This is a genomic window from Citrobacter sp. TBCP-5362, from assembly GCF_005406305.1.
In the GTDB taxonomy this organism is placed as follows: Bacteria; Pseudomonadota; Gammaproteobacteria; order Enterobacterales; family Enterobacteriaceae; genus Citrobacter_B; species Citrobacter_B koseri.
The window spans coordinates 1,257,420-1,283,655 of record NZ_CP040234.1; the positions used below are offsets into that span (position 1 = coordinate 1,257,420).

The window sequence follows — 26,236 nt, forward strand, 5'->3', positions numbered from 1 at the left end:
GGTTTACTCCTGTTTTGCAAGTGGTGCATCGGGCTGCGTTACGGCAGCCAGTTCCGCCGCGCGGTACTGTTTATCGACGATCCGCATAAAGGGCAGATACAGCATTGCGCCAATCAGCAGGTTAATGAGCTGCATGACGCTGCCGCTAATATGTCCGGTAACGATAAAACCGCTAATGACTGGCGGCAGCGTCCACGGAATAAAGACGCCCGTGGTGACGGCGACTGCGCCGAGCTTCATCGCGGTATACTGTACGGTGACCAGCACCAGCGGCACCAGGTTGAAGGGGATCAGCATTATCGGATTCATTATCACCGGCAGACCGAACAGAATCGGTTCGTTGATGTTGAACACGGACGCTCCGGCACCGAGCCGCGCCACTTCCCGCATGTTTTTACTGCGCGCAAAGAAAAGCATGGCTAACACCAGCGACAACGTTGCGCCCGCGCCGCCCATCCAAATCATGTCAAAAAACTGTTCTGTAATGATGTGTGGGGGTGTGGTGCCAGCCTGAATAGCCGCAATGTTGTCGGTCTGGTTTTCCATCCACAGCGGACGGATGATGCCGTTAACCATTGAGCCGGAGTTAATACCGACCGACCACAAAATAGTGATGCTGAACACTGTCATCAGCGCGCCAAAGTAAGAGGTGCCGTAATGACGAACCGGTGTGGCGACCACTTCGTAAATAAACTGATGGATGGTCTGGTAATGGGTGTTTTCAAACAAGATGCGAATGCTCAGTACCAGTATCATGACCAGTAAAGCGGGGATCAGCGCGGCAAAAGATTCTTGCACCGCCGGTGGCACACCTTCTGGCATTTTGATCACCAGATTTTTACGCTTTAGCCAGCAGAAAAGTTCAGTCCATAGCAGTGAACCGATCATCGCGACGAACAATCCTTTTGTGCCAATCCATTCTACGGGGATCACGGTAATACCGCCGTTTTCCGCCACTTTGATAAACGGTGTAAGGATCAGAAAACAGACCAGCGCCAGAATGCCGCAGGAGATGCGATCTTCGCCGTAGTGTTCCGCCAGACGAAATGCGACCAGGAAACTGATAAACAGCGACATCGTTGAGAACACCGCGTTAAACGGGATCTCAATAATCGCACTCCAGCTCTCGCCAAAAGCCTGAGACATAAACTGCTGATAGTTTTGATTCGGAAACGAAGAGATCACCAGCAGAATCGAGCCGACGATAATAAACGGCATAAACGAAACGTATGCGCCACGAATCGCGCCGAGATGCCGCTGCTGAGCGGTTTTCGCTGCCAGAGGCATCAGTTTTGCTTCAAGAAATCCCAGAACATTGTTCATTGTGAACTCCGTACAAGATTAACTCACGTTGTGTGTGCTATGCATGAGGATTATCTGCGAAGGCGTGTGAACGAAAGGTGAAATAGCTCACAATGTAATCGCGATTAACATATAAATCTCATAAGATTAATTATCTAAAAATCGACAGGGGTTCTTGCGATGGAAATAAAATTGCACGCCAATGCCACTACCACACCGCGTATTCGTCGCTATCTTCAGCAGTCTGAAAAAAGCGACAGAGAGCTTGCCGCCGAGCTTGGGATTTCTGTTACGACAGTGAGGCGATGGCGACATCGTGATCGGGTTAGTGATGGGCAAACTACGCCGAAGACGATATACAAAGCAATGAGACAAGAGCAGGTTATTCTGGTGAACGCCTTGCGTGACGCAACAGGTGCGCCACTGGATGACCTCTTATTGTTGGTGAACGAGGTGCTGGGCATTGTTGTGTCGCGCGCGACGTTGAATCGTTATCTTAAACCGGCGACACCTCGGCGACAGCGGGCGTCGTTACAAGGGAAAAAAGCGTTAAAATCCGGGATACTGCCGAATCATCTGGCGCTGTATCACCTTCCACTCTCGTTGCATATGGACGACGGTGGCGAACATCATTTGTTCTGGGCGCGCGAGCCGATGAGCGGCTGGTGCTTTGCCCGACTGTATGCGGGTATTTCACCGCAGCGGGTCGTGGTCTGGCTGGATGAATTGCTGGAAACCTGCCCGGCTGATATACAATCTATTGAGACAAATATTTCTGATCGCATATGCCCGCAGCTAAAAACGCACCTGGCGACGCGCGGCATGTCATGCCAAATAACCGGTACGATTCCCGGTTGGGTGCCGGTGACAATACCGCTGAATGAGATTGTTCCCCGGCTAAATAGTGAATCTGCCAGCGAGCTGCTTATCCGCTTATGTGAATGCTACAACCGTGGTAAGACACAGAAAAAACTGGGGGATTGTACGCCGCAGGACTTTCTGGAAGCGCTGCGGCGCATGGATTAGCTCACGATTTCCAGCACCTGCTCCGGCGGGCGGCCAATACGAGCCTGATCGTTGGCGACGACAATCGGTCGCTCCATCAGTTTCGGGTTTTCCACCATCGCCTGAATCAGCGCCTCTTCGCTCAGGTGGCTGTCGGCCAGATTGAGAGACTTGTAGAGATCTTCTTTCTGGCGCATCAGTTCGCGTGCGCTGGACATCCCTAACATACGCAGCAGTTCACGCAGCGTCGCTGCGTCGGCAGGTGTTTCCAGGTAAAGCACCACTTCCGGTTCAACGCCGTTAGATTTCAGCAGGCTCAGCGTGTCGCGGCTCTTTGAACAACGCGGGTTGTGGTAGATTTTTACTGCATCAGACATGATTTCTCCTTTCGCGCGAACTGTAGGCCGGATAAAACGCGATAGCGTCGCCACCCGGCAACAGAACGAATACTACATTTTAGTGTATGGCTTAAAGCGTTCCTGCAACTGGCGCAGCTGGTCGATACGGGCATCGTAACGCGCCTGTTGCTGGCTGCCCAGCTTGACCTGAGAACTTGCGCTGCTGAGCATAGAGATCGCCTGATCCAGTCGCCCGGCCAGCGCGTAGCCTTCGGCGCGCGCCGCCAGTTCCTGATCGCGGTTATTGAGCGCCGCTTCAGCCTGCGCCAGGAGATCCCAGCCGTTGCCGTCGTCTTTATTGTTGAAAGTGTAGCGATTGAGGATGGTCGTGGCTTCTCTGGCTTGCCCGCCCTGTAAATAAGCATTCGCCAGGTTTAGCTGCAATACCGGGTTTGCGCGCAGATCGCGGGCATTTTTCAGACGGTTAATCGCTTCGCTGGTTTTCTTCTGCCCCAGATCGATATCGGTCGCCAGGTCGAGATACCACGCGTTATTCGGTTCAGCCGTCAGCAACGGTTGCAGCGCTTTGCGAGCTTCGTCGTACTTGCTGGCTTCCATCGCCTGTAGCGCCCGGCCATATTGCGCCGCACGCTGTTGGCGCACGTTTCCTTTTTCCCATGCGTCGAGCAGGTCGCTGGTAAGCTGATTACGGCCAGAATTGTACATCCCCAGCGTACGCGCCTTCGCCAGATAAAAATCTTCCGACGACTCTACTACCACCGGGCGCATCTGGTTTGCACGGTTGCGGGCATCCGCCAGACGGCTTTCCGGCAGGGGGTGCGTCAGCAAAATTTCGGGAGGACGCGTGGAGTAGCGCGCCTGGTCGAGCAGTTTTTCCAGGAACGTCGGCATCGCTTGCGGATCGAATCCTGAACGTTGCAGCACCTGAATACCGATTCGGTCTGCTTCCTGTTCGTTTTGTTGGGTGAAGCTGATCATCCCCTGACGCGTTCCCGCCAGCGTACCGGTCAGCGCTGCCATACCGGCCTGTGGGCTGGCCATCGCCAGAAGAATAGAGCCTAAGGCGCCGACCCAGGTCAGCGGAGCGCTGCGCTTTTGATCTTCCATCGCGCGCGCCAGATGGCGTTGGGTTACGTGGGAAATTTCGTGCGCCATCACCGAGGCTAACTGACTTTCGTTATCGGAATAGCGAAAGAGCGCGGAATGCAGCACAACGTTGCCGCCGAAAAAGGCGAAGGCGTTGATTTCGTCGTTGTTAATCAAAAAGAAATGGAACGGCGTTTTCACGGAGTCTGCATGAGAGACTAAACGCATCCCCAGCGCGTTGATGTACTGACTCAATAGCGGATCGTTGATCAACGGCGCGCTGCCGCGCAACTGGCGAACGTAATAGTCGCCCATTTGCATTTCCTGACCGATAGAAAGCGTGCTTCCTGCTGAGGTCCCCATATCCGGTAGCGTGTCTGCGGAATCTGCAAACGCGGGGGCTACCTGACCGATAGTCAGCGCAGCGATGAGGGTAGCAACCAGGTTTTTCTTCAACAGCCTGAACATAGACCTCTGTCCTGTTTTCTTTAATATAGCCATTTGACCGATGCCGCGACGTATCGTTCCGCCACGCCAGCACAGGGAGTGTAACTGCGAAACCCGGTGGTGAATACCCCGCTCAAATGACTTTTCAGTTTCCTGAATCAGCAACAAAAAGCGAAGTCTTTTTTGTGACATTTAGATACAATTCGGGATCGCAATCCCGCTATTGAGGTTCAGGGAACGGTTTCTATGCTTGAGATGTTGATGCAGTGGTATCGCCGTCGTTTTAGCGACCCGGAGGCGATCGCCTTGCTGGTTATCCTGGTTGCTGGTTTTGGCATCCTTTTCTTTTTCAGTGGGCTTCTGGCGCCGTTGCTGGTGGCTATTGTCCTCGCTTACCTGCTGGAGTGGCCTACGGTCCGTCTGGAGGCGATTGGCTGCTCCCGGCGTTGGGCCACCTCAATCGTACTGATTGTGTTTGTCGGCATTTTACTGCTGATGGCGTTTGTCGTGATGCCGGTGGCCTGGCAGCAGGGGATCTATTTGATTCGCGATATGCCGGGTATGCTCAATAAGCTCTCTGATTATGCCGCCACGTTACCCCGTCGTTACCCGGCGCTAATGGATGCCGGGATCATTGATGCGATGGCGGAAAATATGCGCACCCGGATGCTGACGTTAGGTGATTCGGTCGTGAAATACTCCCTGGCCTCTCTGGTCGGGTTGCTGACGCTGGCGGTGTATCTGGTGCTGGTGCCGCTGATGGTCTTCTTCCTGATCAAAGATAAAGAGCAGATGCTGAATGCCGTGCGCCGGGTTCTGCCGCGCAATCGCGGACTGGCCGGGCAGGTCTGGATGGAGATGAACCAGCAGATCACCAACTATATTCGCGGCAAAGTGCTGGAGATGGTGGTGGTTGGCGTAGCGACCTGGCTTGGCTTCCTGCTCTTTGGTCTCAACTACTCGCTGCTGCTGGCGGTTCTGGTTGGATTCTCGGTATTAATCCCCTACATCGGCGCGTTCGTGGTGACCATTCCGGTGATTGGCGTGGCGTTATTCCAGTTTGGCCTCGGAACGGAGTTCTGGAGCTGCTTCGCCGTGTATCTGATCATTCAGGCGCTGGATGGAAACCTGCTGGTGCCGGTACTGTTTTCAGAAGCCGTCAACCTGCACCCGCTGGTGATTATTCTGTCGGTGGTGATTTTCGGCGGCCTGTGGGGCTTCTGGGGCGTGTTCTTCGCCATCCCGCTGGCGACGTTAATTAAAGCCGTGGTACATGCCTGGCCGGACGGACAGGTCAGCGACGGTTAAGCACGATTATCACTCTGCCCGGTGGCGCAACGTCATCGGGCGTTCCACGTTTTATCCGCTTTCTCCTTTCCTGAACGTTTTCCGAATGTGCTGTCCCGCCCTCCTTTTTTGCTTTCAACTTACCGGTATAGATGGTTTTTTAATCTCACAAGGACAAGACCAACCGGAGAAAAAAATGGGTCATCAGATGCACACGCAGCAAAAAGTGGGGTGGGGCGGTTATCTCGCCTTTTTTATTACCATTATCCTTTTTTCAGGCATGTTCGCGAAAAGTACGGAATGGTGGCGAGTGTTTGATTTTACCGTGCTCAATGGCGCGTTTGGCCTGGTTAACGCAGCAGGCGACACGGCGGTTTCATTTCGCGGCACTGGCGGTACCGGGGCGAGAGACGGCTTTTTATTCGCACTGGAGCTGGCGCCATCGGTTATTTTATCGCTCGGCATTATTTCCGTGACGGAAGGGCTGGGCGGACTGCGCGCCGCACAGCAGTTGATGACGCCGATACTCAGGCCGATCCTGGGCATCCCCGGCATTTGCTCTCTGGCGCTTATCGCCAATTTGCAAAATACGGATGCCGCCGCCGGGATGACCAAAGAACTGGCGGAAGAGGGGGTGATTACCGAACAGGAACGGGCAATTTTCGCCTGCTGGCAGACAAGCGGCAGCGCGATTCTGACGAACTACTTCTCATCAGGCGCCGCGCTATTTGCCACGATAACCGTACCGGTTATTACGCCGCTGGCGGTCATTTTAGTCTTCAAATTTATCGGTGCGAACCTGTTGCGGGTGTGGATCGCGCAGCTTGAACATCGTCGTATGAAACAGGAGGCCTGAAATGAGCGCACAGGTACGTAAAAATGTTATGGATCTGTTTATCGACGGCGCGCGGCGCGGTTTTACCATCGCCACCACCAGCCTGTTGCCCAACGTCGTCATGGCCTTTGTCATTATTCAGGCGCTGAAGGTGACGGGGTTGCTGGATATCGTCGGGCGAGTGTGTGAACCGGTAATGGCGCTATGGGGTTTGCCGGGAGAATCGGCGACCGTTCTGCTGGCTGCGGTGATGAGTATGGGCGGCGGCGTGGGCGTCTGCGCCAGCCTGGTGGTTACTGGCGCGCTGTCCGGTCACGATGCCACTGTGCTGTTACCCGCCATTTACCTGATGGGCAACCCGGTTCAGAATGTAGGGCGCTGCCTGGGAACGGCGGGCGTTCATCCACGTTATTACCCACATATTATTGCGGTGTGCGTGATTAATGCCCTGGTCTCTATTTGGGTAATGCAGGCTATTGTTTAAAAAGGACTATCATGGACTGTTCCATTCTTAATCTGACGCTTTTTCAGTGCGGACACGTATATGCCCCGGATGATCTGGGCCAGCAGGACATTCTGGTTGCCAACGGCAAAATTGTCGCTATTGCGCCGACTATCGCTGCGAAAGACTTCCCCGGTTGCCAGCAGATCGATCTTCACGGTGATATCGTCTGCCCGGGATTTATCGATCAGCATGTTCATCTCATCGGCGGTGGCGGCGAAGCCGGGCCGCATACCCGTACGCCAGAGGTGCGGCTGTCACGGTTGGTTGAAGCCGGTATTACCTCCGTTGTCGGGCTGCTGGGAACGGACGGCATCACCCGTCATCCTGAATCTCTGCTGGCGAAAACGCGTGCGCTGGAATATGAAGGGATCAGCGCATGGATGTTAACGGGGGCGTATTCTTTGCCTTCGCCAACCATCACCGGGAGCGTCGATCGCGATGTGGCGTTGATTGATAAAGTGATTGGCGTGAAATGCGCCGTCTCCGATCATCGTTCTTCTGCGCCGAATTCCGCCGCGCTGGCGACAATGGCGGCGCAGTCCCGCGTGGGGGGATTACTGGGCCAGAAGCCGGGAATCAGCGTCTTTCATATGGGCGACAGCCCACACATGCTGGAACCGCTGTACGATATTCTCGCCAACGCCGATGTCCCTATCACGAAACTGTTGCCGACGCATGTTAACCGTGCCGAACCGCTGTTCCAGGCGGCGCTGGAGTACGCGCTTGATGGTGGCTACATCGATATTACCAGCAGCATTGATGAACCGATCGATCCGGCGACGGCCATCGTGACAGCCTTGCGCCATGAGGTTCCGCTGTCGCGCATTACCCTGAGTTCTGATGGCAACGGCAGCCAGCCGGAATTTGATGAGCATGGGAATTTGACGGGCATTGGCGTGGCGGGTTTTGAGTCGCTGATCGGCACGCTGCGTCAGTTAGTTACGCAGCATAAACTGCCGCTGGAGCAGGCGCTGCGCCCGCTTACCCGCACCGTTGCGGAATTTCTCGGCTTTGAGCATAAAGGACGTCTGGCGGCAGGTTGTGACGCCGACATTCTGGTGCTGAATCAGGCGCTGGAAGTCAGCCATCTGTGGGCGAAAGGCAAAGCGGTGGTGAAAGACGGTAAAGCGTGCGTGAAAGGAACGTTTGAATAAACGACGCGTATGCCGGATGGCGGCGTAAACGCCTTATCCGGCCTACGGGGTTGTGCGAATCAGGCCTGATAAGACGCGTTAGCGTCGCATCAGGCTTTATCCGGCAAAACGCAAATCAGGCGTTTTCTTTCAGCCAGTTCAGCACTACATCGTGGTGGTTACTGGTTTTAAAGTCGTCAAATACGTGTTCGATCTTGCCGTCAGCGTCGATCAGGAAGCTGATGCGATGGATGCCGTCGTAGGTTTTCCCCATAAAGGATTTTTCCCCCCAGACGCCGAATTGCTCGCAGACCTGATGATCCTCATCGGACAGGAGCGTAAAGTTAAGCAGCTCTTTTTCGGCGAAACGAGACAGTTTTTCAGGTTTATCGGTGCTGATCCCCAACACGTCTACGCCTGCTTTTTTCAGATCGTCCATGTTATCGCGTAAACCACAGGCCTGTACGGTACAGCCGGGCGTCATGGCTTTAGGGTAGAAATACACCAGTACGCGCTGTCCCTGGAAGTCGGTCAAATTTACTTGTTCTCCGTCTTGATCCGGCAAGCTAAATTTCGGTGCGATGTCACCGGCTTTCAGTGGATTCATTACTTAACTCCATCCTGTTCATCATGTTGTGAGTAATTAACAACGTTAATACTGCCTTGCGCATTGAGTTCTGTACATAGTGCTTTAAAGGCATGCTCAATATTTACGGCATCATGGGATGCCGGACTGTGCGCGGTGATTTGAACAAACAGCTGTGCAGCCTTTTCATTTTCAGCAGGTTGCGTGCGGGAGACCAGCTCAGCGATGTTCATCTGATGGCTGTCGAAAAGCGCGGTAAAACGTTCAATTAAATGCGGAGAATCTTCCACCTCGACCTGTACCCATACCGTTGCGGGCATGGCCGGACGGGGGCGAGCGGTGGTGCGCTTCATCACAATCAACAAATCCAGCTCTGCGCCTTTCAACGGCAAGGTTGATTCAATCAGGGTGATGGCGTTCCAGGAACCAGACAGCAGCATGATAAACGTGAATTCATCGCCCAGCATGGCCAGTCGGCTGTCTTCGATATTGCAACCGCAACTGCTGACATGGCGGGTGATAGTATTCACAATTCCCGGGCGATCGGCACCCAGCGCAGTGATAACCAGGTAATGTTGTGATGACGATGTCAAACCGGTTCTTCCTTTGAGAGGTGAGGTAATCATAAGGAAAGCATAAAAAAAACCTGCATACAATAATCAGAAGGGCTATGGTCTCTTGCTTTTATTGTCGTACCAAACGTACCATTGAGAAACTTGTTTGCACAGAGGATGGCCCATGTTCACGGGAAGTATTGTCGCGCTTGTTACACCGATGGATGAAAAAGGTAATGTCTGCCGGTCAAGCCTGAAAAAACTGATTGATTATCATGTCGCCAGCGGTACCTCGGCGATTGTTTCTGTTGGCACCACCGGCGAATCCGCCACGCTGAGCCATGACGAGCATGGCGATGTGGTCATGATGACGCTGGAGCTGGCGGACGGGCGTATTCCGGTTATCGCCGGAACGGGCGCGAACGCGACGGCGGAGGCCATTAGCCTGACGCAGCGTTTCAACGACAGCGGCGTTGTCGGTTGCCTGACAGTGACGCCTTACTACAACCGCCCGACTCAGGAAGGTCTGTTCCAGCATTTCAAAGCCATCGCTGAACATACTGACCTGCCGCAAATTCTGTATAATGTGCCGTCCCGTACAGGCTGCGATATGCTGCCGGAAACCGTCGGCCGTCTGGCGAAAGTAAAAAATATTGTTGCAATCAAAGAGGCGACAGGGAACTTAAGTCGGGTTCACCAGATCAAAGAGCTGGTTTCAGACGATTTTATTCTGCTCAGCGGTGATGATGCGACCGGGTTGGACTTCATACAGCTCGGCGGTCATGGCGTGATTTCCGTTACCGCGAACGTTGCGGCGCGTGATATGGCGGAAATGTGCAAACTGGCGGCGGAAGGTCGTTTTGCCGACGCGCGGGTGATTAATCAGCGTCTGATGCCGTTACATAACAAACTATTTGTCGAACCCAATCCGATCCCGGTGAAATGGGCATGTAAGGAGTTGGGACTTGTGGCGACCGATACGCTGCGCTTGCCGATGACGCCGATCACCGATACGGGTCGTGAGATTGTCAAAGCGGCGCTCAAGCATGCCGGTTTGCTGTAAAGTTTAGGGAGATTTGATGGCTTACTCAGTACAAAAGTCGCGCCTGGCCAGGGTTGCGGGTGTTTCGCTCATTATGCTGCTCGCGGCCTGTAGCTCTGACTCGCGCTACAAGCGCCAGGTGAGCGGTGATGAATCCTATCTGGAAGCCGCACCGCTTGCTGAACTTCATGCGCCAGCAGGGATGATTCTGCCGGTAACGACGGGCGACTATAACATTCCGGTGACCAACGGCAGCGGCGCTGTCGGCAAAGCGCTGGACATTCGTCCGCCTGCTCAGCCGTTAGCGCTGGTGACCGGCGCGCGTACCCAGTTTACGGGTGATACCGCAACCTTGCTGGTGGAAAATGGTCGCAATACCAACCTGTGGCCGCAGGTTGTCAGCGTGATTCAGTCCAAAAACTACACGATTGAAAAACGTGATGACGCCAGCCAGACCCTGACGACCGATTGGGTTGAATGGAACCGTCTGGATGAAGACCAGCAGTACCGTGGACGTTATCAAATCTCGGTGAAACCGCAGGGTTATCAGCAGGCTGTAACGGTGAAACTGGTGAATCTGGAACAGGCTGGCAAGCCTGCCGCAGATGCCGCTTCGCTACAGCGTTATAGCGCTGAGATGATGAACGTAATCTCGGCGGGTCTGGATAAAACCGCCACCGACGCTGCGAACGCCGCGCAAAACCGTTCTGCCGCCACGATGGATGTGCAGAGCGCCGCAGATGACACCGGTTTGCCAATGCTGGTCGTCCGTGGGCCGTTCAACGTGGTGTGGCAGCGTCTGCCAGCCGCGCTTGAAAAAGTGGGCATGAAAGTGACCGATAGCACGCGTTCTCAGGGCAGCCTGGCAGTGACCTACAAACCGCTGTCTGACAGCGGCTGGCAGGATCTGGGCGCAACCGATCCGGGGCTGTCGTCCGGCGACTATAAATTGCAGGTGGGCGATTTAGACAACCGCAGTAGCCTACAGTTTATCGATCCGAAGGGGCATACCCTGACGCAGAGCCAGAACGACGCGCTGGTTGCCGTCTTCCAGGCAGCGTTCAGCAAGTAAAAATTGAGGGGCTGGAGCAATCCAGCCCTTTTTTCTGATATGATACGCAAACGTGTGCGTCAGCAGAAAAACGCAATTTTTACCGTAATTTCGCCCCAGGCTGTAGGTCGGATAAGGCAACGCCGCCATCCGGCAAAGTGTGGCAGAAAATGAATTTTTATCGTTAATTCACACCAGGAGTAATAAAGATGCAAAAGCAAGCTGAGTTGTATCGTGGTAAAGCGAAGACCGTATACAGCACGGAAAACCCGGACCTGTTGGTGCTCGAATTCCGCAATGATACGTCAGCAGGGGATGGCGCGCGCATTGAACAGTTTGATCGCAAAGGGATGGTGAACAACAAGTTTAACCATTTCATCATGACCAAACTGGCAGAAGCGGGCATCCCGACCCAGATGGAGCAGCTGCTGTCCGATACCGAGTGTCTGGTGAAAAAGCTGGATATGGTGCCGGTCGAGTGCGTGGTGCGTAACCGTGCGGCTGGTTCTCTGGTCAAGCGTCTGGGCATTGAAGAAGGCATCGAACTGAACCCGCCGCTGTTCGACCTGTTCCTGAAAAACGATGCGATGCACGATCCGATGGTCAACGATTCTTACTGCGAAACCTTCGGCTGGGTGAGCAAAGAGAATCTGGCGCGCATGAAAGAACTGACCTACAAAGCTAACGACGTGCTGAAAAAGCTGTTTGACGATGCTGGTCTGATCCTGGTCGATTTCAAACTGGAGTTTGGTCTGTACAAAGGCGAAGTCGTGCTGGGCGATGAATTTTCCCCGGACGGCAGCCGCCTGTGGGACAAAGAGACGCTGGATAAAATGGACAAAGACCGTTTCCGCCAGAGTCTGGGCGGCCTGATCGAAGCCTATGAAACCGTCGCACGTCGCCTGGGTGTGCAGTTAGATTAATTCTTCCCCCGTCAGCATCAACCGGAGAGTCAACGCTCTCCGGTTTTTCTCTACCACCATTATTCTAATGGTAATCTTGCGCTGAACCGCCTACGATCATCATCATAATGAATAGTATGTTGAGGTGATTATGCGCTGGCAAGGGCGTCGTGAAAGTGACAATGTAGAAGACAGACGCAATAGCTCCGGCGGCCCGTCAATGGGCGGGCCGGGTTTTCGTTTGCCCAGCGGCAAAGGCGGAATCATTCTGCTGATTGTCGTACTGGTGGCGGGCTATTACGGGGTGGATCTTACCGGTTTAATGACCGGGCAGCCGATTTCTCAGCAGGAAACGACGCGTTCGATCAGTCCAAATGACGACGAGGCCGCGAAGTTTACCTCCGTCATTCTGGCGACCACAGAAGATACCTGGGGCCAGCAGTTTGAGAAAATGGGGCGCACATATCAGCAGCCTAAGCTGGTGATGTACCGTGGCGCGACGCGCACAGGATGCGGTGCGGGTCAGTCCGTGATGGGGCCGTTCTATTGCCCGGCGGATGGCACGGTCTACATCGATCTTTCCTTCTACGATGACATGAAAAACAAACTGGGCGCGGATGGCGATTTTGCCCAGGGTTACGTTATCGCCCACGAAGTGGGGCACCATGTGCAAAAACTGTTGGGCATCGAACCGAAGGTCCGTCAGCTGCAACAGACCGCATCGCAAGCGGAAGTGAACCGACTCTCCGTACGTATGGAGCTACAGGCGGATTGCTTCGCGGGCGTCTGGGGGCACAACATGCAGCAACAGGGCGTGCTGGAATCCGGCGATCTGGAAGAAGCGTTGAATGCGGCGCAGGCGATTGGCGACGATCGTCTGCAACAACAAAGTCAGGGACGCGTGGTGCCGGACAGCTTCACTCACGGCACTTCCGAGCAGCGCTATACCTGGTTTAAACGCGGTTTTGATAGCGGCGATCCGGCGCAATGTAATACCTTCGGCAAAGGTTTTTAACATACCGGGGCAGGGATGTCTGACAATGACGCATTGCGGGCGCTAACCGCACAAATGGCGCAGGAAGGGATTCGTCGGCTGCTGGTGCTCAGCGGCGATGCGTCCTGGTGTCGTGAACGGGCGCTGGCGCTGCGAGAAGCATTGGCTGGCGACTGGCTGTGGGTGGCAACCGATGCGCCCGCCGCGCCGCACTGTACGCCGCAGGCGTTACAAACGCTACTGGGACGCGAGTTCCGCCACGCGGTTTTTGATGCGCAGTTAGGGTTTGATGCCTCGGCATTTGCGGCGCTGAGCGGCACGCTGCGAGCCGGAAGCTGGCTGGTGCTGCTGACGCCGCCGTATTCTGCATGGGAATCCCGTCCCGATGCGGACTCGCTGCGCTGGAGCGACTGCCCGCAGCCTGTTGCAACGCCACATTTTATCCAGCACCTCAAACGCGTGATGGCCCGTGACGAGCAGACGTTGCACTGGCAGCAGTCTCAACCGTTTTCATGGCCGCGCTTTCCTGCCCGTCCCCACTGGCAACCCGCTACGGGTGAACCGCAGCCTGAGCAGGCCGCGATTTTGCAGCACCTGCTGCGAATGCCACCCGGCGTGGCCGCCGTTACGGCGGCGCGAGGGCGGGGTAAATCGGCGCTGGCCGGGCAGTTAATTTCGCGGATGAGCGGGACGGCCATTGTAACTGCGCCGTCGAAAGCGGCGACGGACGTGCTGGCGCAGTTTGCCGGTGAGAAATTTCGCTTTCTCGCTCCTGATGCGCTGTTGGCGGGCACGGAGACGGCCGACTGGCTGATTGTCGATGAGGCGGCGGCAATCCCCGCGCCGCTGCTGCATCGCCTGGCGTTGCGTTTTTCACGCATATTGTTGACCACCACCGTTCAGGGCTATGAAGGGACGGGACGCGGTTTTCTGCTGAAGTTCTGCGCCCGTTTTCCTCATCTCCGGCGTTTTGAACTGCGACAGCCTGTTCGCTGGGCGCAGGGGTGTCCGCTGGAACAATGGGTCGGCGAAGCGCTGATATTCGACGACGAGACGTTTGCCCATGCGCCGCAGGGGGCGATTCGGTTCTCCGCTTTTACGCAGACGCTCTGGCATACCGGGCCGGCGCAGCCGCTGGCGGTGTATCAGATGCTTTCCGGCGCGCATTACCGCACCTCTCCGCTCGATCTGCGTCGCATGATGGATGCGCCGGGGCAGCATTTTCTCGGCGCTTTTACGGCTGAGCGAGTGGCGGGGGCCGCCTGGCTGGTGGAAGAGGGCGGATTATCGGCCGCGCTGAGCCAGGCCGTGTGGGCGGGCTATCGTCGTCCGCGCGGGAATCTTGTCGCGCAGTCGTTGGCCGCTCATGGTGGCGATCCGCTGGCGGCGACGCTGACCGGGCGTCGGGTGAGCCGTATTGCCGTCCACCCGGCCCGCCAGCGGGAAGGGATTGGGCAGCAGCTGATCGCTGAAGCATACGGCGGCGCCAGCCAGTGCGACTATCTCTCCGTCAGTTTTGGTTATACCGCCGAACTCTGGCGATTCTGGCAGCGTTGCGGTTTTGTGCTGGTGCGGATGGGGAACCACAAGGAGGCGAGCAGCGGCTGTTATACGGCGATGGCTTTGCTGCCCATCAGCGAGGCTGGCGCGCAACTGGCGCACCGCGAGCACCAGCGTCTGCGCCGGGATGCGGAGATCCTTGCTTGCTGGAACGGCGAAGCGATCCCGGTTATCCCGCTGAAAGCGTCTACGCTTAATGATGATGACTGGGATGAACTGGCGGGCTTTGCGTTTGCCCATCGACCGTTGCTCACGTCGTTAGGCTGTCTGAGTCGACTGCTTGAGCGTAGCGAGCTGGCGCTCCCCGCGCTGCGTGGACGCCTGGAGGAGAAGTGCAGCGACGCGAATCTGTGTATCCGGCTGGGTTTGTCTGGGCGTAAAGCGCTGCTTATCGCCCAGCGCCGGGAAGTCGCCCATGCGCTTACCGCACTGGATGACGAACGGGCGCAGCGGTTACGCGAACGCGTTTTGCAATGGCAATTTTTTCACTAACTCCTTCAATTTCCTGGCATGGTCATTGTGATTAAGCGGCGTAGAATCTGTTTTATCAGTTAAGGAGATCGCCATGAAACATGACCATTTTGTTGTTCAAAGCCCCGATAAACCCGCGAAACAACTGCTGTTGCTGTTTCATGGCGTGGGCGATAACCCGGTCTCAATGGGAGAAATTGGCTCCTGGTTCGCACCGTTATTTCCAGAGGCGCTGGTGGTCAGCATTGGCGGCGCGGAACCTTGTGGCCCGGCGCCTGGGCGTCAGTGGTTTTCGGTTCAGGATGTGACGGAAGAGAACCGCCAGGCGCGGGTTGATGCGATTATGCCGGTGTTTATCGAGACGGTTCGCTACTGGCAGAAACAGAGCGGCGTTGGGCCGGAGGCTACCGCGCTGATTGGGTTTTCGCAGGGGGCGATTATGTCTCTTGAAAGCATCAAAGCCGAGCCGGGTCTGGCATCGCGCGTGATTGCTTTCAACGGACGCTACGCCAGCTTGCCGGAAATCGCCACGACCGCCACAACGGTACATTTGATTCACGGCGGTGAAGACCGGGTGATTGAGTTATCTCATGCGGTTGCCGCACAGGAAGCGTTAGTCCGTGCCGGAGGCGATGTGACGCTGGATATCGTCGAGGATTTAGGCCATGCGATTGACGATCGCAGTATGCAGTTTGCGCTCGACCATTTGCGCTATACCGTGCCGAAACACTACTTTGATGAAGCGTTGAGCGGCGGTAAGCCGAATGATGATGATATTATCGAAATGATATAAGCCGGAACTGAACCGTAGGCCGGATAGGGGCGAAGCCGCCATCCGGCATTCAGACGGTATGTTGCCTGATGGCGACACGCTTATCAGGCCTACAGGTTTATCTGACTATTTCTTTGGCTGATCTTTCTTCGGCCAGTCGTCGTCATCGTCCCACTTATCGTTAAAATCACGATGCGGGGGCAGCTCCGGTTTATTGGCGAGGAATTTTTTGTGATCGACCCGCTTGAGGTCTTTGATCACATTGATCAGTACACCCACCAAAAACACCAGCACCAGAATCCACCAATATTTTGCCAGCCAGTCCATGCTTATTTCCTCTTACAGGAACACGCGTCAGGCGACGAGTTGTTCCATGATACGTTGATACATGCGGGCAAGCAGTTGCAGATCGGCTGCATTAACACATTCATTAATTTTATGAATGGTGGCGTTGACCGGCCCGAGTTCGACTACCTGCGCCCCCATACGCGCAATAAAGCGCCCGTCGGACGTTCCACCCGTAGTGAGTAACTGCGGTTTTATCTCATTATAGTGCTCAATGGCGTTCACCACCGCATCCACCAGCTTGCCGCGCGCCGTCAGGAACGGCTGGCCGGAAAGCCACCAGTCCACCGTGTAGCGTAATTGATGTTTATCCAGCAGCGCGTGAACGCGCTCTTTGAGAGTCTCATCGGTCAGTTCGGTGCTGAAGCGGAAATTGAACTGAATAAACAGCTCGCCCGGAATGACGTTATTGCTGCCGGTGCCAGCCTGAATGTTGGCAATCTGCATACTGGTCGCCGGGAAAAATTCATTTCCCTGATCCCACTCGATCGCCACCAGTTCATTCAACATCGGCGCTGCGCGATGCACCGGGTTATCCGCCAGATGGGGATAAGCGACGTGCCCCTGCACACCGTGGATCGTCAGGTTACAGGTCAGCGACCCGCGACGGCCATTCTTGACCACATCACCGACGATTTCAGTGCTGGACGGTTCGCCGACCAGGCAATAATCCAGACGTTCGTTACGCGCCATCAGCGTTTCGACCACCTTCACGGTGCCGTTTTTCGCGCTGGCTTCTTCATCCGAGGTGATAAGGAACGCCAGACGCCCCTGATGATCTGGATGCTGGGCGACAAAACGTTCAGCCGCAACGACCATCGCCGCCAGAGAGCCTTTCATGTCTGCCGCACCACGGCCAAACAGCATTCCGTCGCGGATTGTCGGTTCAAAAGGCGGGTTGATCCAGCGATCGACATCACCCGCAGGTACGACATCGGTATGCCCGGCAAAAGCCAGCGTTTCGCCTTGTCCGCGCCATGCCCAAAAATTCTGTGTATCGCCAAAATCCATATGCTCAACGGTAAAACCGATTGCACGCAGGCGTTCAATCATTAACGCCTGGCATCCTGCGTCATCTGGACTCAGGGAAGGGCGGCGAATAAGCTGCTGTGTCAGCTCAATAACCGGGCACGACATAGACTACACCTCATCAAAAAACTGCTGATAACTGGATTCGCTAAAACCCAGCAGCATAGGCTTCCCGGTCGCGCAGAGCAATGGGCGTTTGATAATTGCTGGCATTTCAGTCATTAATGCTGCGGCGGACGCCGCATCCGTGATGCCGTTACGCGTGGCTTCATCAAGTTTACGCCATGTCGTTCCGCGCGTATTCAGCAAGGGCTGCCAGCCTGACTCCGCAATAAACGTATTCAATAACGCGGCATCGATTCCGTCTGCGCGGTAATCGTGAAAGCGGTAGTCAATACCGTGAGCCTCCAGCCAGCGTCGCGCCTTTTTAATCGTGTCACAATTTTTGATGCCGTAGACGGTGATCATGTTGAATCCTTTTACGCGAATTACGAATAATTAAGCAATATTATCGTGGTATCCGTCAGTGCGGAACTGCCATATACCGGTTATTTATCATGACATAATAAACGGTAAATATAACATTGTTGAACTCTTGTGAATAATAATTCTGAAATGTTGCTTAATAAGCATCCCATCGGGAAGTATAAATCCAGCGAGCTGCAATAGGCTGTTTCTTAACTGAAATGAGCGCGGTTTTCAGAAGTGGATTAATGTTTCAAAATATTGCAGTAAGTCACATAAAATTTATGGTTACAGGGTCATAGTAATGCCATGAACCCCATTCACCGGAGGATGTAATCACTGCAATCGGTTAAATTATCTTCTCTTGAGGATAATCTTTTCGTAGAATAGCCATAATAATAAGAGAGGTTGTTATGATTGAACGTGAACTGGGGAACTGGAAAGATTTTATCGAAGTTATGCTTCGCAAATAAATTTCTGGAAGATATCCTGATCCTGAAAAGGATAAGAAAAAGGCGACTCAAAGTAAGTCGCCTTTTTTGTGTCTTATTCCGGCTTCGGTTTCAGCGGGAAGCGGCGACGCACCAGCACAAAGAACAGCGGTACGAAGTAAATCGCCAGGATGGTGGCGGAGATCATCCCGCCCATGACGCCTGTCCCGACGGCATGCTGGCTCCCGGAACCCGCCCCGTTGCTAATCGCCATCGGCAGCACCCCGAAAATAAAGGCCAGAGAGGTCATCAGAATTGGGCGTAAACGCTGGCGGCAGGCATGCAGCGTGGCATCCAGCAGATCGTGGCCTTTCTCGTTCATCTCATTGGCGAATTCGACAATCAGGATTGCGTTTTTCGCGGAAAGGCCGATCACCGTTAGCAACCCGACCTGGAAGTAAACGTCATTTTCCAGGCCGCGCATCCAGGTGGCGAGCAGCGCGCCAATGACGCCCAGCGGCACCACCAGCATAACCGAGAACGGAACCGACCAGCTTTCATACAGCGCGGCCAGGCACAGGAAAACGACCAGCAGCGAAATGGCGTACAGCGCAGGTGCCTGCGCGCCAGAGAGGCGTTCCTGATAAGACATCGCCGTCCATTCAAGCCCAAATCCCGTTGGCAACTGGCGAACCAGCGACTCCATTACATCCATTGCCGTACCGGTACTGACGCCAGGCGCCGCTTCGCCGACAATCTCGACCGCCGAGTAGCCGTTATAGCGCTCCAGACGCGGAGAGCCCGTTTCCCAGCGTGACGTCGCAAAGGCGGAGAAAGGCACCATGCCGCCGTCTTTATTACGCACATACCAGAGATTGATATCGTCCGGCAGCATGCGGTATTTCGCCGCCGCCTGTACATAGACCTTCTTCACGCGACCCCGGTCCATAAAGTCATTGACGTAACTGGAGCCCCATGCGGTTTGCAGCGTGTCATTGATGTCGTCGATAGAGACGCCCAGCGCCTGGGCTTTGCGCTGATCGATATCAATTTGCAACTGCGGACTGTCGTCCAGACCATTGTGACGCACGCGGGTCAGCGCACTGTCCTGCGCCGCCAGCTCAATCAACCGATCGCGTGCGGCCATTAAGGCATCGTGACCGGCGCCCGCGTGGTCCTGAAGTTCCATATCAAACCCTGCGGAACTGCCCAGACCGCTGATTGCCGGTGGACTGCTGGCGTAAACGCGCGCTTCTTTAATCTTGTTAAAGGCTTTCGTGGCGCGTTCAATAATGGCAAACGAGGTGCCGGTCGTGGCGTTGCGTTCGTCCCAGTCTTTTAAGCGGACAAACATGCGCGCCACGTTTTGACCGTTCCCGCCAGGCCCCGATCCCACCGTCGAGAAGACGGACATGACGTTGTCTTTCTCCTGGGTGAAGTAATATTTTTCAACTTCCTGCACCACTTTTAAGGTCTGCTGCTGCGTGGAGCCGCTTGGCAACTGTACCGAGGTAATAAACATCCCACGGTCTTCCTGCGGCAAGAAGGAGGTCGGCAGACGCAGGAACAGCACCACCATCGCGCCGAGCAACAGAACGTAGATCAGTATCCAGCGCAGGCTGCGATGCAGGATCTTCGCAACGCCTTTCTCGTAGCGTTCAGCGTTGCGGTTGAACGTCCGGTTAAACCAGCCGAAGAAGCCTTTCTGTCCGTGATGCTCGCCTTTGTGCAGGGGTTTTAGCAGCGTGGCGCACAGGGCGGGCGTCAGGATCATCGCCACCAGCACGGAGAGCACCATCGCGGCGACAATCGTGATGGAGAACTGGCGATAGATAGCCCCGGTCGTACCGCCAAAGAAAGCCATCGGCACAAATACGGCTGACAGCACCATCGCGATACCAACCAGCGCCCCTTGTATCTGCCCCATCGATTTTCTGGTGGCTTCGCGCGGCGAAAGACCTTCCTCGCTCATGATGCGCTCGACGTTTTCCACCACCACGATGGCGTCATCGACCAGCAGGCCGATCGCCAGCACCATCGCGAACATCGTCAGCGTGTTAATGCTGTAGTCGAAGGCATACAGGACGGAGAACGTCCCCATCAATACCACCGGTACGGCGATAGTGGGGATCAACGTGGCGCGGAAGTTTTGCAGGAACAGGTACATCACCAGGAACACCAGCGCGATGGCTTCCAGCAGGGTTTTCACCACATCGATAATCGAGGCTTTGACGAAGGAGGTGGTTTCATACGCCACCTTATACTCCAGACCGTGCGGGAAGTATTCGGCCAGCTCGTCCAGGCGGTTAAGCACCAGTTTGGCGGTTTCCATTTCGTTGGCGCCAGAGGCCAGTTTTACCCCCAGACCGGAGGCCGGATTACCGTTGAAGCGGCTGAGATAATCATATTTTTCAGCGCCCATTTCGACGGTCGCCACATCGCCCAGCTTGACCTCTGAACCATCCTGGTTGACGCGCAGCGTGATATCACGGAACTGCTCGGGCGTTTGCAGCAGCGACTGGGCGTTGATTGTCGCATTGAGCGCCTGCCTGTCGACCGAAGGCGTGCCGCCAAGCTGCCCGACGGCAATTTGCGCGTTCTGTGATTCGATGGCATCCGTGACATCTTTCGCGGTCATCTGGTAGCTGTTGAGTTTGGCCGGGTCCAGCCAGATACGCATCGAATATTGCGAACCGTAGGCGTCGATATCCCCCACGCCGTTTACGCGGCTGAGCGGGTCCTGGATATTACTGGCGACATAGTCGGCGATGTCCTGTTTATCCATTGAACCGTCGGTGGAGACAAACGCAATGGTCAGGATGTTGGTGTCCCCGGTTTTACGGACCGTGACGCCCTGGTTCTGTACCGCCTGCGGCAATTTACGCATTGCCGATTGCAGCTGGTTTTGTACCTGCTGGACGGCTTCATCGGGGTCGGTTCCGGCCACAAAACTGAGCGTCACCGTTGCCTGGCCCGTCCCACTGCTTTGCGACGACATATACATCAGATTATCGAGGCCGGTCATATTCTGTTCGATAACCTGAGTGACGGTATTCTCCAGCGTCTGCGCGGATGCCCCCGGATAATTCGCGGTAATGCGGACGTTTGGCGGCGCCAGGTCGGGGTATTGCTCTACGGGCAAAGAGAGAATGGCCAGGGTTCCCGTCAGACACAACAGGATTGCCAGCACCCAGGCAAAAATGGGGCGATCGATAAAGAAATTCGCCATTAAAGGAGGACCTCGTGTTTCTGCGTATAATTATTGGGTATGACCTGCTTCACTGTAGCGGCAAGGTACGTGTCAAACGTGGAGAAAAAAAGAAGATAATGTAAATTATCATGCACGTTTACAGCATACATTTTGTGCCAGTGCCGCCCTGTCTGTATTCCCGCCGTGCGGTGCTTTGCCGTTCTTTACGCTAATTGACCCTCTTCATCTTCCGATGAGCGAAAACTGATGCTGACCAGCGTCCCGCCCCCTGACGGTTGCGAGAAATTCAGCGTGCCGCTAAGTCTTTCCGCACGCTCGCGCATAATGTTCAGACCGTAGTGTCCCGTTGGTTCGTTCGGTTCGCCAATGCCAACGCCGTTATCCCGAATATAGACCGTATGGTTGCCATCGGGGGCGGTGACGCAGCTAACGGCGATCTCCGTGGCGCTGGCGTGTTTAATCGCATTCAGCACCGCCTCGCGAACGATTTGTAACAGGTGCACCTGCATTTGCGCATCCAGCGCCAGCGTCGGTAAACGGCAATCCAGCGTCAGTTTCGCGGAGGTCTGGCTTTGCAGGGTATCCAGCATTTCATGCAGCGCAGAAGGTAAGTCGGCCTGCTGTAACGTCAGGCGGAAGGTGGTCAGCAGCTCGCGCAACTGACGATAAGCGTCGTTCAGCGCCCGGGAGAAATCCGCCATGATGCTTTGCGCGGGGAGATTATCTTCTGGAATTGAGCGCTTCAGCAGCGTCAACTGAATGCGCAAATAGGAGAGCACCTGCGCCAGTGAGTCATGCAGCTCGCGGGCGATAGTCGCGCGTTCTTCCATCAGCAGCAGTTGCTGGAAATGTTTTTGCGCCTGATTAAAGTACAAACCGCGCCCCAGCATGGTCGATACGCTGTGCAGCAGCGGGGTGGAGGCGCTGACGTTGGGGCTTTGCCAGTGCAGTTCGCCGTAGACCGTTTCCTGCATCGTGACCGGCAGAATCTGCATGGGCAAATCAGCGCTTTCCGCTCCTTCGCTGATCCGCCAGTTATCGCCCACGGTTAATTCCAGATAGTAAGCGGCGTCATGTTCGCGGACGATCTGTAAAATATGGCGGAAACAGTGAACGTCGATTTGGCTGGTATTGAGCGCCTGTGAGCACTGGTACAGCACTTCCAGACGGCGGTTGGCTTCGTGCAGATCGTGGGTTTTTTCTTCTACCGAAGCCTCGAGAGAGCGGTACAGCTTATGCAACTCGCTCGACATCTGGCTAAATGTTTTGGCCAGCAGCCCCAGCTCATTCGGCAAGTGGGTATTCAGCGGCGGGATGTCGAACTGACCATGTTCAATGTGCTGGCTGGCGGCGACCAGTTGGTTAAGCGGCTGGACTACCTGCTGGCGAATACGCCGCAGGGTGAAAAAGACCAGCGTGAAGATCCCGATGCCGCCCGCCAGCGATATGCCGACCACCAGCATCACCTTACGCTCGGCATAGTGTTGCAGCGCCAGAACGAAGAGATCGATCTGATCGACATAGTTATTGATATTGGCGCGATACCACTTTATATCCGCATCCACCAGTCTCGTGTTCATCTCCAGCCAGTTCGCATGCAGTTGCCCGTAACGGCTTTTAACCGTCTGCGGAACGTACCAGGCGTTCAGGTTACTTAACGCGGGAGAGTTGAGCGCTTGCTGAAAAAGCTGACGGTGCGCGTTCAATTGCGGACTGCCGCTTTGCAGATCGTAACCCAGTCGGTAGCTCTGCATACGCAGTGAACCGGCCACGTTAATGGCCTCGGCATCCCGCAAACTGCTCGCCAGCGTCAGCAGGGCGATACCGGTTGAGAGAATCGACAGCAGCACAATGTAAAAAAAGGCCCGGGCCAGGCTGGCCGAGACAGGGCGTTTGACGACCACGCGCGTAATCCCCGAAAAATATGCTCACAGTGAACGGATAAATATTGGCAAGTGTAACTGAAACGCAATTTCACCAGCGATGAAATAAATTGATCTGCCACAGGTTCTGGATAAATAGTTGTGCGTCCTGGGCAAATGAACATTGCCGACCCCTTCGGCGTCGGTTAATAACATTCATATAAAGAATAAGGTTTTTGCCACCAAAACAGAAGGACGCCATGAATCGTTTTATTATGGCCAATAGCCAACAGTGCCTGGGATGCCATGCCTGTGAGGTCGCTTGCGTAATGGCCCACAATGATGAGCAACACGTACTGCACCAGCGGCATTTTCAGCCCCGAATTACGGTGATCAAACATCAGCATCAGCGCAGCGCGGTAACCTGCCACCACTGCGAGGATGCGCCTTGCGCCAGGAGCTGCCCAAATGGCGCAATCCGTCATGTCAAAGACAGCGTTCAGGTCAACCAGCAAAAATGTATCGGCTGTAAATCCTGCGTGGTTGCCTGTCCCTTCGGCACAATGCAGATAATCCTCACGCCAACAGGCCAGGATCAGGTCAAAGCCACGGCGCACAAATGCGATTTGTGTCTGGATCGCGAAGGCGGCCCGGCCTGTGTTGAAAACTGCCCGGCAGATGCGTTGCAATTGGTAACGGAAGCGTCGCTGACCCGGCTGTCGAAAGCGCGGCGTCTGCGCACCGCGCGTCAGGAAAATCAGCCCTGGCATGCCTGTGCGACGGGAGTCACTCCTGGTGCGCTCAATAAAGTCGAACAGATGCGGGCGACGCCCCCACGCGGCGAGCCGGATAAGCTGGCGATTGACGCGCGAAAAACCAGCTTTGATGAAATCTACCTGCCGTTTCGTACCGCGCAGGCTGAACGCGAAGCGGCCCGTTGCCTGAAGTGCGGTGAACACAGTATCTGCGAGTGGACGTGTCCGCTGCACAACCATATTCCGCAGTGGATTGAGCTGGTAAAAGCGGGAAACATTGACGATGCGGTGGCGCTGTCGCACCAGACTAACTGCCTGCCGGAAATTACCGGGCGCGTATGCCCGCAGGACAGGCTGTGCGAAGGCGCCTGTACGGTGCGCGATGAGTATGGCGCGGTGACGATCGGCAATATTGAACGCTACATTTCCGACCGGGCGCTGGACAAAGGCTGGCGGCCAGACCTGAGCGGCGTTCAGCAGCAGGATAAACGTGTGGCGATTATTGGCGCGGGCCCGGCCGGGCTGGCCTGCGCAGATGTGCTGGCGCGTCATGGCGTGAGCACGACCGTGTTCGATCGCCACCCTGAAATTGGCGGCCTGCTGACCTTTGGCATTCCCTCTTTTAAGCTGGATAAATCACTGCTGGCGCGCCGTCGCGAAATCTTCAGCGCGATGGGAATTCATTTTGAACTGAACTGCGAAGTCGGCAAAGACGTCAGGCTGGCGTCGCTGCTGGATGAGTACGATGCGGTTTTTGTCGGCGTCGGCACATACCGTTCCATGAAAGCCGACCTGCCAAACGAAGATGCGCCGGGCGTATATGATGCGCTGCCGTTCCTGATTGCCAACACGAAACAGGTTATGGGGCTGGATGAATTGCCTGACGAACCTTTTATCGACACCGCCGGGCTTAATGTTGTGGTGCTGGGCGGCGGCGATACCGCGATGGACTGCGTGCGTACCGCGCTGCGTCATGGCGCAAGCCAGGTGACCTGCGCATATCGTCGCGACGAGGCGAATATGCCGGGGTCGAAAAAAGAGGTAAAAAACGCGCGGGAAGAGGGGGCGAACTTTGAATTTAACGTACAGCCGGTTGAGCTGGTGCTGAATGCCGACGGTTGCGTCAGCGGCGTGCGTTTTTTACGTACTCAGCTTGGCGAACCCGATGCGCAGGGGCGTCGCCGCCCGATGCCCATCGCGGGCAGCGAGTTTGTCATGCCCGCTGATGCGGTAATTATGGCGTTTGGTTTTCATCCGCATGGTATGCCGTGGCTGGAAGCGCACGGTGTGAAAGTGGACGACTGGGGGCGCATTGCGGCAAATGTCGAAAGCGCGTTCCGTTACCAGACCAGTAATCCTAAAATCTTCGCGGGCGGTGACGCCGTGCGCGGCGCCGATCTGGTGGTGACGGCGATGGCGGAAGGGCGTCACGCCGCGCAGGGGATTATTCAGTGGCTGGGGATCATGCAAACCGGATAAGTCTCCATTCGGCGCGAGCAGCATGATAGCGCGCAGACAAAACCGGCCTTGCGGCGTAAGATTACCTGTCTTCTTACGCTGTGGAGCCGGTATGTCGCAAAAAATTACTCTCATCAAAGACAAAGTTCTCTCTGATAATTACTTCATCCTGCGCAATATTACCTACGATCTGACCCGTAAAAATGGCGATGTGATTCGCCATAAGCGCGAGGTTTACGATCGCGGCAATGGCGCAACGATCCTGCTGTATAACCGTGAAAAGCAGACCGTGGTGCTCATCCGCCAGTTTCGCGTTGCCACCTGGGTGAACGGCAATGAAAGCGGCCAGTTGATAGAAACCTGCGCCGGGCTGCTGGATAACGACGAGCCGGAAGCGTGCATTCGCAAAGAAGCGATTGAAGAGACCGGCTATGAAGTGGGTGAGGTGCGTAAACTGTTTGAGTTATACATGTCGCCTGGCGGCGTGACGGAACTGATTCACTTCTTCATTGCAGAATACAGCGACAGCCAGCGGGCAAACGCAGGCGGCGGTGTGGAAGATGAAGATATTGAGGTACTGGAACTGCCATTGACACAGGCGCTGGCGATGATCAAAACCGGTGAGATACGAGACGGTAAGACCGTGTTATTGCTCAATTATTTGCATTCTTCCTCGCTAATGGATTGATAAATAAGGTTTATATTTCTTTACATAATGATGTCGCTATCCGACAAATCTGATTGAGCCACAGGAGTCGCGCAAGGAAGATACCGCCTAAAGCCGTTTCG

Annotated in this window: 24 protein-coding genes; 14 read left to right on the forward strand and 10 right to left on the reverse strand. The window is 55.2% G+C overall.

Annotation, left to right across the window (positions count from 1 at the left end; translation table 11 throughout):
• Positions 1-3: 3 nt before the first annotated feature.
• Complete coding sequence (gene celB / locus FD428_RS06095; protein ID WP_047462068.1) at positions 4-1,323, reverse strand: PTS cellobiose transporter subunit IIC; 1,320 nt, start codon at positions 1,321-1,323, stop codon at positions 4-6.
• A 159-nt stretch (positions 1,324-1,482) separates the two neighbouring features.
• Here celB and FD428_RS06100 point away from each other — a divergent pair, with 159 nt between their 5' ends.
• Positions 1,483-2,328 (forward strand): helix-turn-helix domain-containing protein, encoded by an 846-nt coding sequence (locus tag FD428_RS06100; protein ID WP_114848609.1) that lies wholly within the window; start codon positions 1,483-1,485, stop codon positions 2,326-2,328.
• Here the strand turns inward: FD428_RS06100 and arsC are convergent.
• Entirely contained in the window at positions 2,325-2,684 is a 360-nt protein-coding gene (gene arsC, locus FD428_RS06105; protein ID WP_114848610.1) for an arsenate reductase (glutaredoxin), read from the reverse strand. The two genes, FD428_RS06100 and arsC, sit on opposite strands and share 4 nt — an antisense overlap.
• A 72-nt stretch (positions 2,685-2,756) precedes the next feature.
• Positions 2,757-4,220, reverse strand: a complete 1,464-nt coding sequence (gene bepA, locus FD428_RS06110; protein ID WP_024130125.1) for a beta-barrel assembly-enhancing protease — start codon at positions 4,218-4,220, stop codon at positions 2,757-2,759.
• Positions 4,221-4,445: 225 nt separating this feature from the next.
• On the opposite strand from bepA, the gene FD428_RS06115 reads away from it, so the two are divergent.
• From FD428_RS06115 to iadA, 4 genes are all read left to right on the forward strand, one after another.
• The gene (locus FD428_RS06115; RefSeq protein ID WP_012131296.1) at positions 4,446-5,507 is read left to right on the forward strand and encodes an AI-2E family transporter; all 1,062 of its coding nucleotides are present in this window, start codon (positions 4,446-4,448) and stop codon (positions 5,505-5,507) included.
• 175 nt (positions 5,508-5,682) lie between these two features.
• A complete protein-coding gene (locus FD428_RS06120; protein WP_024130126.1) occupies positions 5,683-6,342 on the forward strand; it encodes a nucleoside recognition domain-containing protein in 660 nt (219 codons plus the stop codon).
• Between the two features lies 1 nt (position 6,343).
• The gene (locus tag FD428_RS06125) at positions 6,344-6,805 is read left to right on the forward strand and encodes a YjiG family protein (RefSeq protein WP_047462074.1); all 462 of its coding nucleotides are present in this window, start codon (positions 6,344-6,346) and stop codon (positions 6,803-6,805) included.
• An 11-nt stretch (positions 6,806-6,816) separates the two neighbouring features.
• Positions 6,817-7,980: a beta-aspartyl-peptidase gene (iadA, locus tag FD428_RS06130; protein ID WP_114848611.1), complete on the forward strand. Its 1,164-nt coding sequence runs from the start codon at positions 6,817-6,819 to the stop codon at positions 7,978-7,980.
• Between the two features lie 115 nt (positions 7,981-8,095).
• Here the strand turns inward: iadA and bcp are convergent, their stop codons facing one another.
• Both bcp and FD428_RS06140 read right to left on the reverse strand, forming a co-directional pair.
• A complete protein-coding gene (gene bcp / locus FD428_RS06135) occupies positions 8,096-8,566 on the reverse strand; it encodes a thioredoxin-dependent thiol peroxidase (protein WP_012131300.1) in 471 nt (156 codons plus the stop codon).
• Positions 8,566-9,138: a glycine cleavage system transcriptional repressor gene (locus FD428_RS06140; RefSeq protein WP_024130128.1), complete on the reverse strand. Its 573-nt coding sequence runs from the start codon at positions 9,136-9,138 to the stop codon at positions 8,566-8,568. Before FD428_RS06140 ends, bcp begins: the two co-directional genes overlap by 1 nt.
• A gap of 145 nt (positions 9,139-9,283) precedes the next feature.
• Between FD428_RS06140 and dapA the strand changes: the two genes are divergently transcribed.
• The 6 genes from dapA (at position 9,284) to ypfH (ending at position 15,912) form a co-directional block, all read left to right on the forward strand.
• Positions 9,284-10,162, forward strand: a complete 879-nt coding sequence (gene dapA, locus FD428_RS06145; RefSeq protein WP_012131302.1) for a 4-hydroxy-tetrahydrodipicolinate synthase — start codon at positions 9,284-9,286, stop codon at positions 10,160-10,162.
• 16 nt (positions 10,163-10,178) lie between these two features.
• Positions 10,179-11,213 carry an outer membrane protein assembly factor BamC gene (bamC, locus tag FD428_RS06150; protein ID WP_012131303.1) on the forward strand — a complete coding sequence of 345 codons (1,035 nt, stop codon included), beginning with the start codon at positions 10,179-10,181 and terminating at the stop codon, positions 11,211-11,213.
• Positions 11,214-11,401: 188 nt separating this feature from the next.
• The gene (gene purC / locus FD428_RS06155) at positions 11,402-12,115 is read left to right on the forward strand and encodes a phosphoribosylaminoimidazolesuccinocarboxamide synthase (RefSeq protein ID WP_012131304.1); all 714 of its coding nucleotides are present in this window, start codon (positions 11,402-11,404) and stop codon (positions 12,113-12,115) included.
• A 130-nt stretch (positions 12,116-12,245) separates the two neighbouring features.
• Complete coding sequence (locus FD428_RS06160; protein WP_024130129.1) at positions 12,246-13,109, forward strand: neutral zinc metallopeptidase; 864 nt, start codon at positions 12,246-12,248, stop codon at positions 13,107-13,109.
• Between the two features lie 15 nt (positions 13,110-13,124).
• Positions 13,125-15,140 (forward strand): tRNA(Met) cytidine acetyltransferase TmcA, encoded by a 2,016-nt coding sequence (locus FD428_RS06165; protein WP_114848612.1) that lies wholly within the window; start codon positions 13,125-13,127, stop codon positions 15,138-15,140.
• Positions 15,141-15,213: 73 nt separating this feature from the next.
• Complete coding sequence (gene ypfH, locus FD428_RS06170) at positions 15,214-15,912, forward strand: esterase (RefSeq protein WP_012131307.1); 699 nt, start codon at positions 15,214-15,216, stop codon at positions 15,910-15,912.
• Between the two features lie 105 nt (positions 15,913-16,017).
• Here the strand turns inward: ypfH and FD428_RS06175 are convergent, their stop codons facing one another.
• Genes FD428_RS06175 through FD428_RS06185 form a run of 3 tightly spaced genes read right to left on the reverse strand, consistent with a single transcriptional unit; the run spans position 16,018 to position 17,733 of the window.
• Positions 16,018-16,218 carry a YpfN family protein gene (locus tag FD428_RS06175; RefSeq protein WP_012131308.1) on the reverse strand — a complete coding sequence of 67 codons (201 nt, stop codon included), beginning with the start codon at positions 16,216-16,218 and terminating at the stop codon, positions 16,018-16,020.
• Positions 16,219-16,245: 27 nt separating this feature from the next.
• Complete coding sequence (gene dapE / locus FD428_RS06180) at positions 16,246-17,373, reverse strand: succinyl-diaminopimelate desuccinylase (protein ID WP_012131309.1); 1,128 nt, start codon at positions 17,371-17,373, stop codon at positions 16,246-16,248.
• 3 nt (positions 17,374-17,376) lie between these two features.
• Positions 17,377-17,733: an ArsC family reductase gene (locus FD428_RS06185; protein ID WP_012131310.1), complete on the reverse strand. Its 357-nt coding sequence runs from the start codon at positions 17,731-17,733 to the stop codon at positions 17,377-17,379.
• A gap of 410 nt (positions 17,734-18,143) precedes the next feature.
• Here FD428_RS06185 and ypfM point away from each other — a divergent pair, with 410 nt between their 5' ends.
• Complete coding sequence (gene ypfM, locus FD428_RS06190; protein WP_001386977.1) at positions 18,144-18,203, forward strand: protein YpfM; 60 nt, start codon at positions 18,144-18,146, stop codon at positions 18,201-18,203.
• Positions 18,204-18,276: 73 nt separating this feature from the next.
• Here the strand turns inward: ypfM and acrD are convergent, their stop codons facing one another.
• Together acrD and narQ are read right to left on the reverse strand one after the other, a co-directional pair.
• Positions 18,277-21,390, reverse strand: a complete 3,114-nt coding sequence (gene acrD / locus FD428_RS06195) for a multidrug efflux RND transporter permease AcrD (RefSeq protein ID WP_012131312.1) — start codon at positions 21,388-21,390, stop codon at positions 18,277-18,279.
• A gap of 185 nt (positions 21,391-21,575) precedes the next feature.
• On the reverse strand, positions 21,576-23,276 hold the full coding sequence (gene narQ, locus FD428_RS06200) for a nitrate/nitrite two-component system sensor histidine kinase NarQ (RefSeq protein WP_104868364.1): 1,701 nt from the start codon (positions 23,274-23,276) through the stop codon (positions 21,576-21,578).
• 218 nt (positions 23,277-23,494) lie between these two features.
• On the opposite strand from narQ, the gene aegA reads away from it, so the two are divergent.
• Both aegA and nudK read left to right on the forward strand, forming a co-directional pair.
• Positions 23,495-25,468, forward strand: coding sequence for a formate-dependent uric acid utilization protein AegA (gene aegA, locus FD428_RS06205; RefSeq protein WP_104868365.1), 1,974 nt, complete (start codon positions 23,495-23,497; stop codon positions 25,466-25,468).
• A 91-nt stretch (positions 25,469-25,559) separates the two neighbouring features.
• Complete coding sequence (gene nudK / locus FD428_RS06210; protein ID WP_049009707.1) at positions 25,560-26,135, forward strand: GDP-mannose pyrophosphatase NudK; 576 nt, start codon at positions 25,560-25,562, stop codon at positions 26,133-26,135.
• The last annotated feature ends 101 nt before the right edge of the window (positions 26,136-26,236 follow it).

Bases quoted from the DNA above. Each gene is read 5' to 3' on its own strand.
- celB (WP_047462068.1), bottom strand. From the start codon at position 1,323: ATGAACAATGTTCTGGGATTTCTTGAAGCAAAACTGATGCCTCTGGCA.
- FD428_RS06100 (WP_114848609.1), top strand. From the start codon at position 1,483: ATGGAAATAAAATTGCACGCCAATGCCACTACCACACCGCGTATTCGT.
- arsC (WP_114848610.1), bottom strand. From the start codon at position 2,684: ATGTCTGATGCAGTAAAAATCTACCACAACCCGCGTTGTTCAAAGAGC.
- bepA (WP_024130125.1), bottom strand. From the start codon at position 4,220: ATGTTCAGGCTGTTGAAGAAAAACCTGGTTGCTACCCTCATCGCTGCG.
- FD428_RS06115 (WP_012131296.1), top strand. From the start codon at position 4,446: ATGCTTGAGATGTTGATGCAGTGGTATCGCCGTCGTTTTAGCGACCCG.
- FD428_RS06120 (WP_024130126.1), top strand. From the start codon at position 5,683: ATGGGTCATCAGATGCACACGCAGCAAAAAGTGGGGTGGGGCGGTTAT.
- FD428_RS06125 (WP_047462074.1), top strand. From the start codon at position 6,344: ATGAGCGCACAGGTACGTAAAAATGTTATGGATCTGTTTATCGACGGC.
- iadA (WP_114848611.1), top strand. From the start codon at position 6,817: ATGGACTGTTCCATTCTTAATCTGACGCTTTTTCAGTGCGGACACGTA.
- bcp (WP_012131300.1), bottom strand. From the start codon at position 8,566: ATGAATCCACTGAAAGCCGGTGACATCGCACCGAAATTTAGCTTGCCG.
- dapA (WP_012131302.1), top strand. From the start codon at position 9,284: ATGTTCACGGGAAGTATTGTCGCGCTTGTTACACCGATGGATGAAAAA.
- bamC (WP_012131303.1), top strand. From the start codon at position 10,179: ATGGCTTACTCAGTACAAAAGTCGCGCCTGGCCAGGGTTGCGGGTGTT.
- purC (WP_012131304.1), top strand. From the start codon at position 11,402: ATGCAAAAGCAAGCTGAGTTGTATCGTGGTAAAGCGAAGACCGTATAC.
- FD428_RS06160 (WP_024130129.1), top strand. From the start codon at position 12,246: ATGCGCTGGCAAGGGCGTCGTGAAAGTGACAATGTAGAAGACAGACGC.
- FD428_RS06165 (WP_114848612.1), top strand. From the start codon at position 13,125: ATGTCTGACAATGACGCATTGCGGGCGCTAACCGCACAAATGGCGCAG.
- ypfH (WP_012131307.1), top strand. From the start codon at position 15,214: ATGAAACATGACCATTTTGTTGTTCAAAGCCCCGATAAACCCGCGAAA.
- FD428_RS06175 (WP_012131308.1), bottom strand. From the start codon at position 16,218: ATGGACTGGCTGGCAAAATATTGGTGGATTCTGGTGCTGGTGTTTTTG.
- dapE (WP_012131309.1), bottom strand. From the start codon at position 17,373: ATGTCGTGCCCGGTTATTGAGCTGACACAGCAGCTTATTCGCCGCCCT.
- FD428_RS06185 (WP_012131310.1), bottom strand. From the start codon at position 17,733: ATGATCACCGTCTACGGCATCAAAAATTGTGACACGATTAAAAAGGCG.
- acrD (WP_012131312.1), bottom strand. From the start codon at position 21,390: ATGGCGAATTTCTTTATCGATCGCCCCATTTTTGCCTGGGTGCTGGCA.
- aegA (WP_104868365.1), top strand. From the start codon at position 23,495: ATGAATCGTTTTATTATGGCCAATAGCCAACAGTGCCTGGGATGCCAT.
- nudK (WP_049009707.1), top strand. From the start codon at position 25,560: ATGTCGCAAAAAATTACTCTCATCAAAGACAAAGTTCTCTCTGATAAT.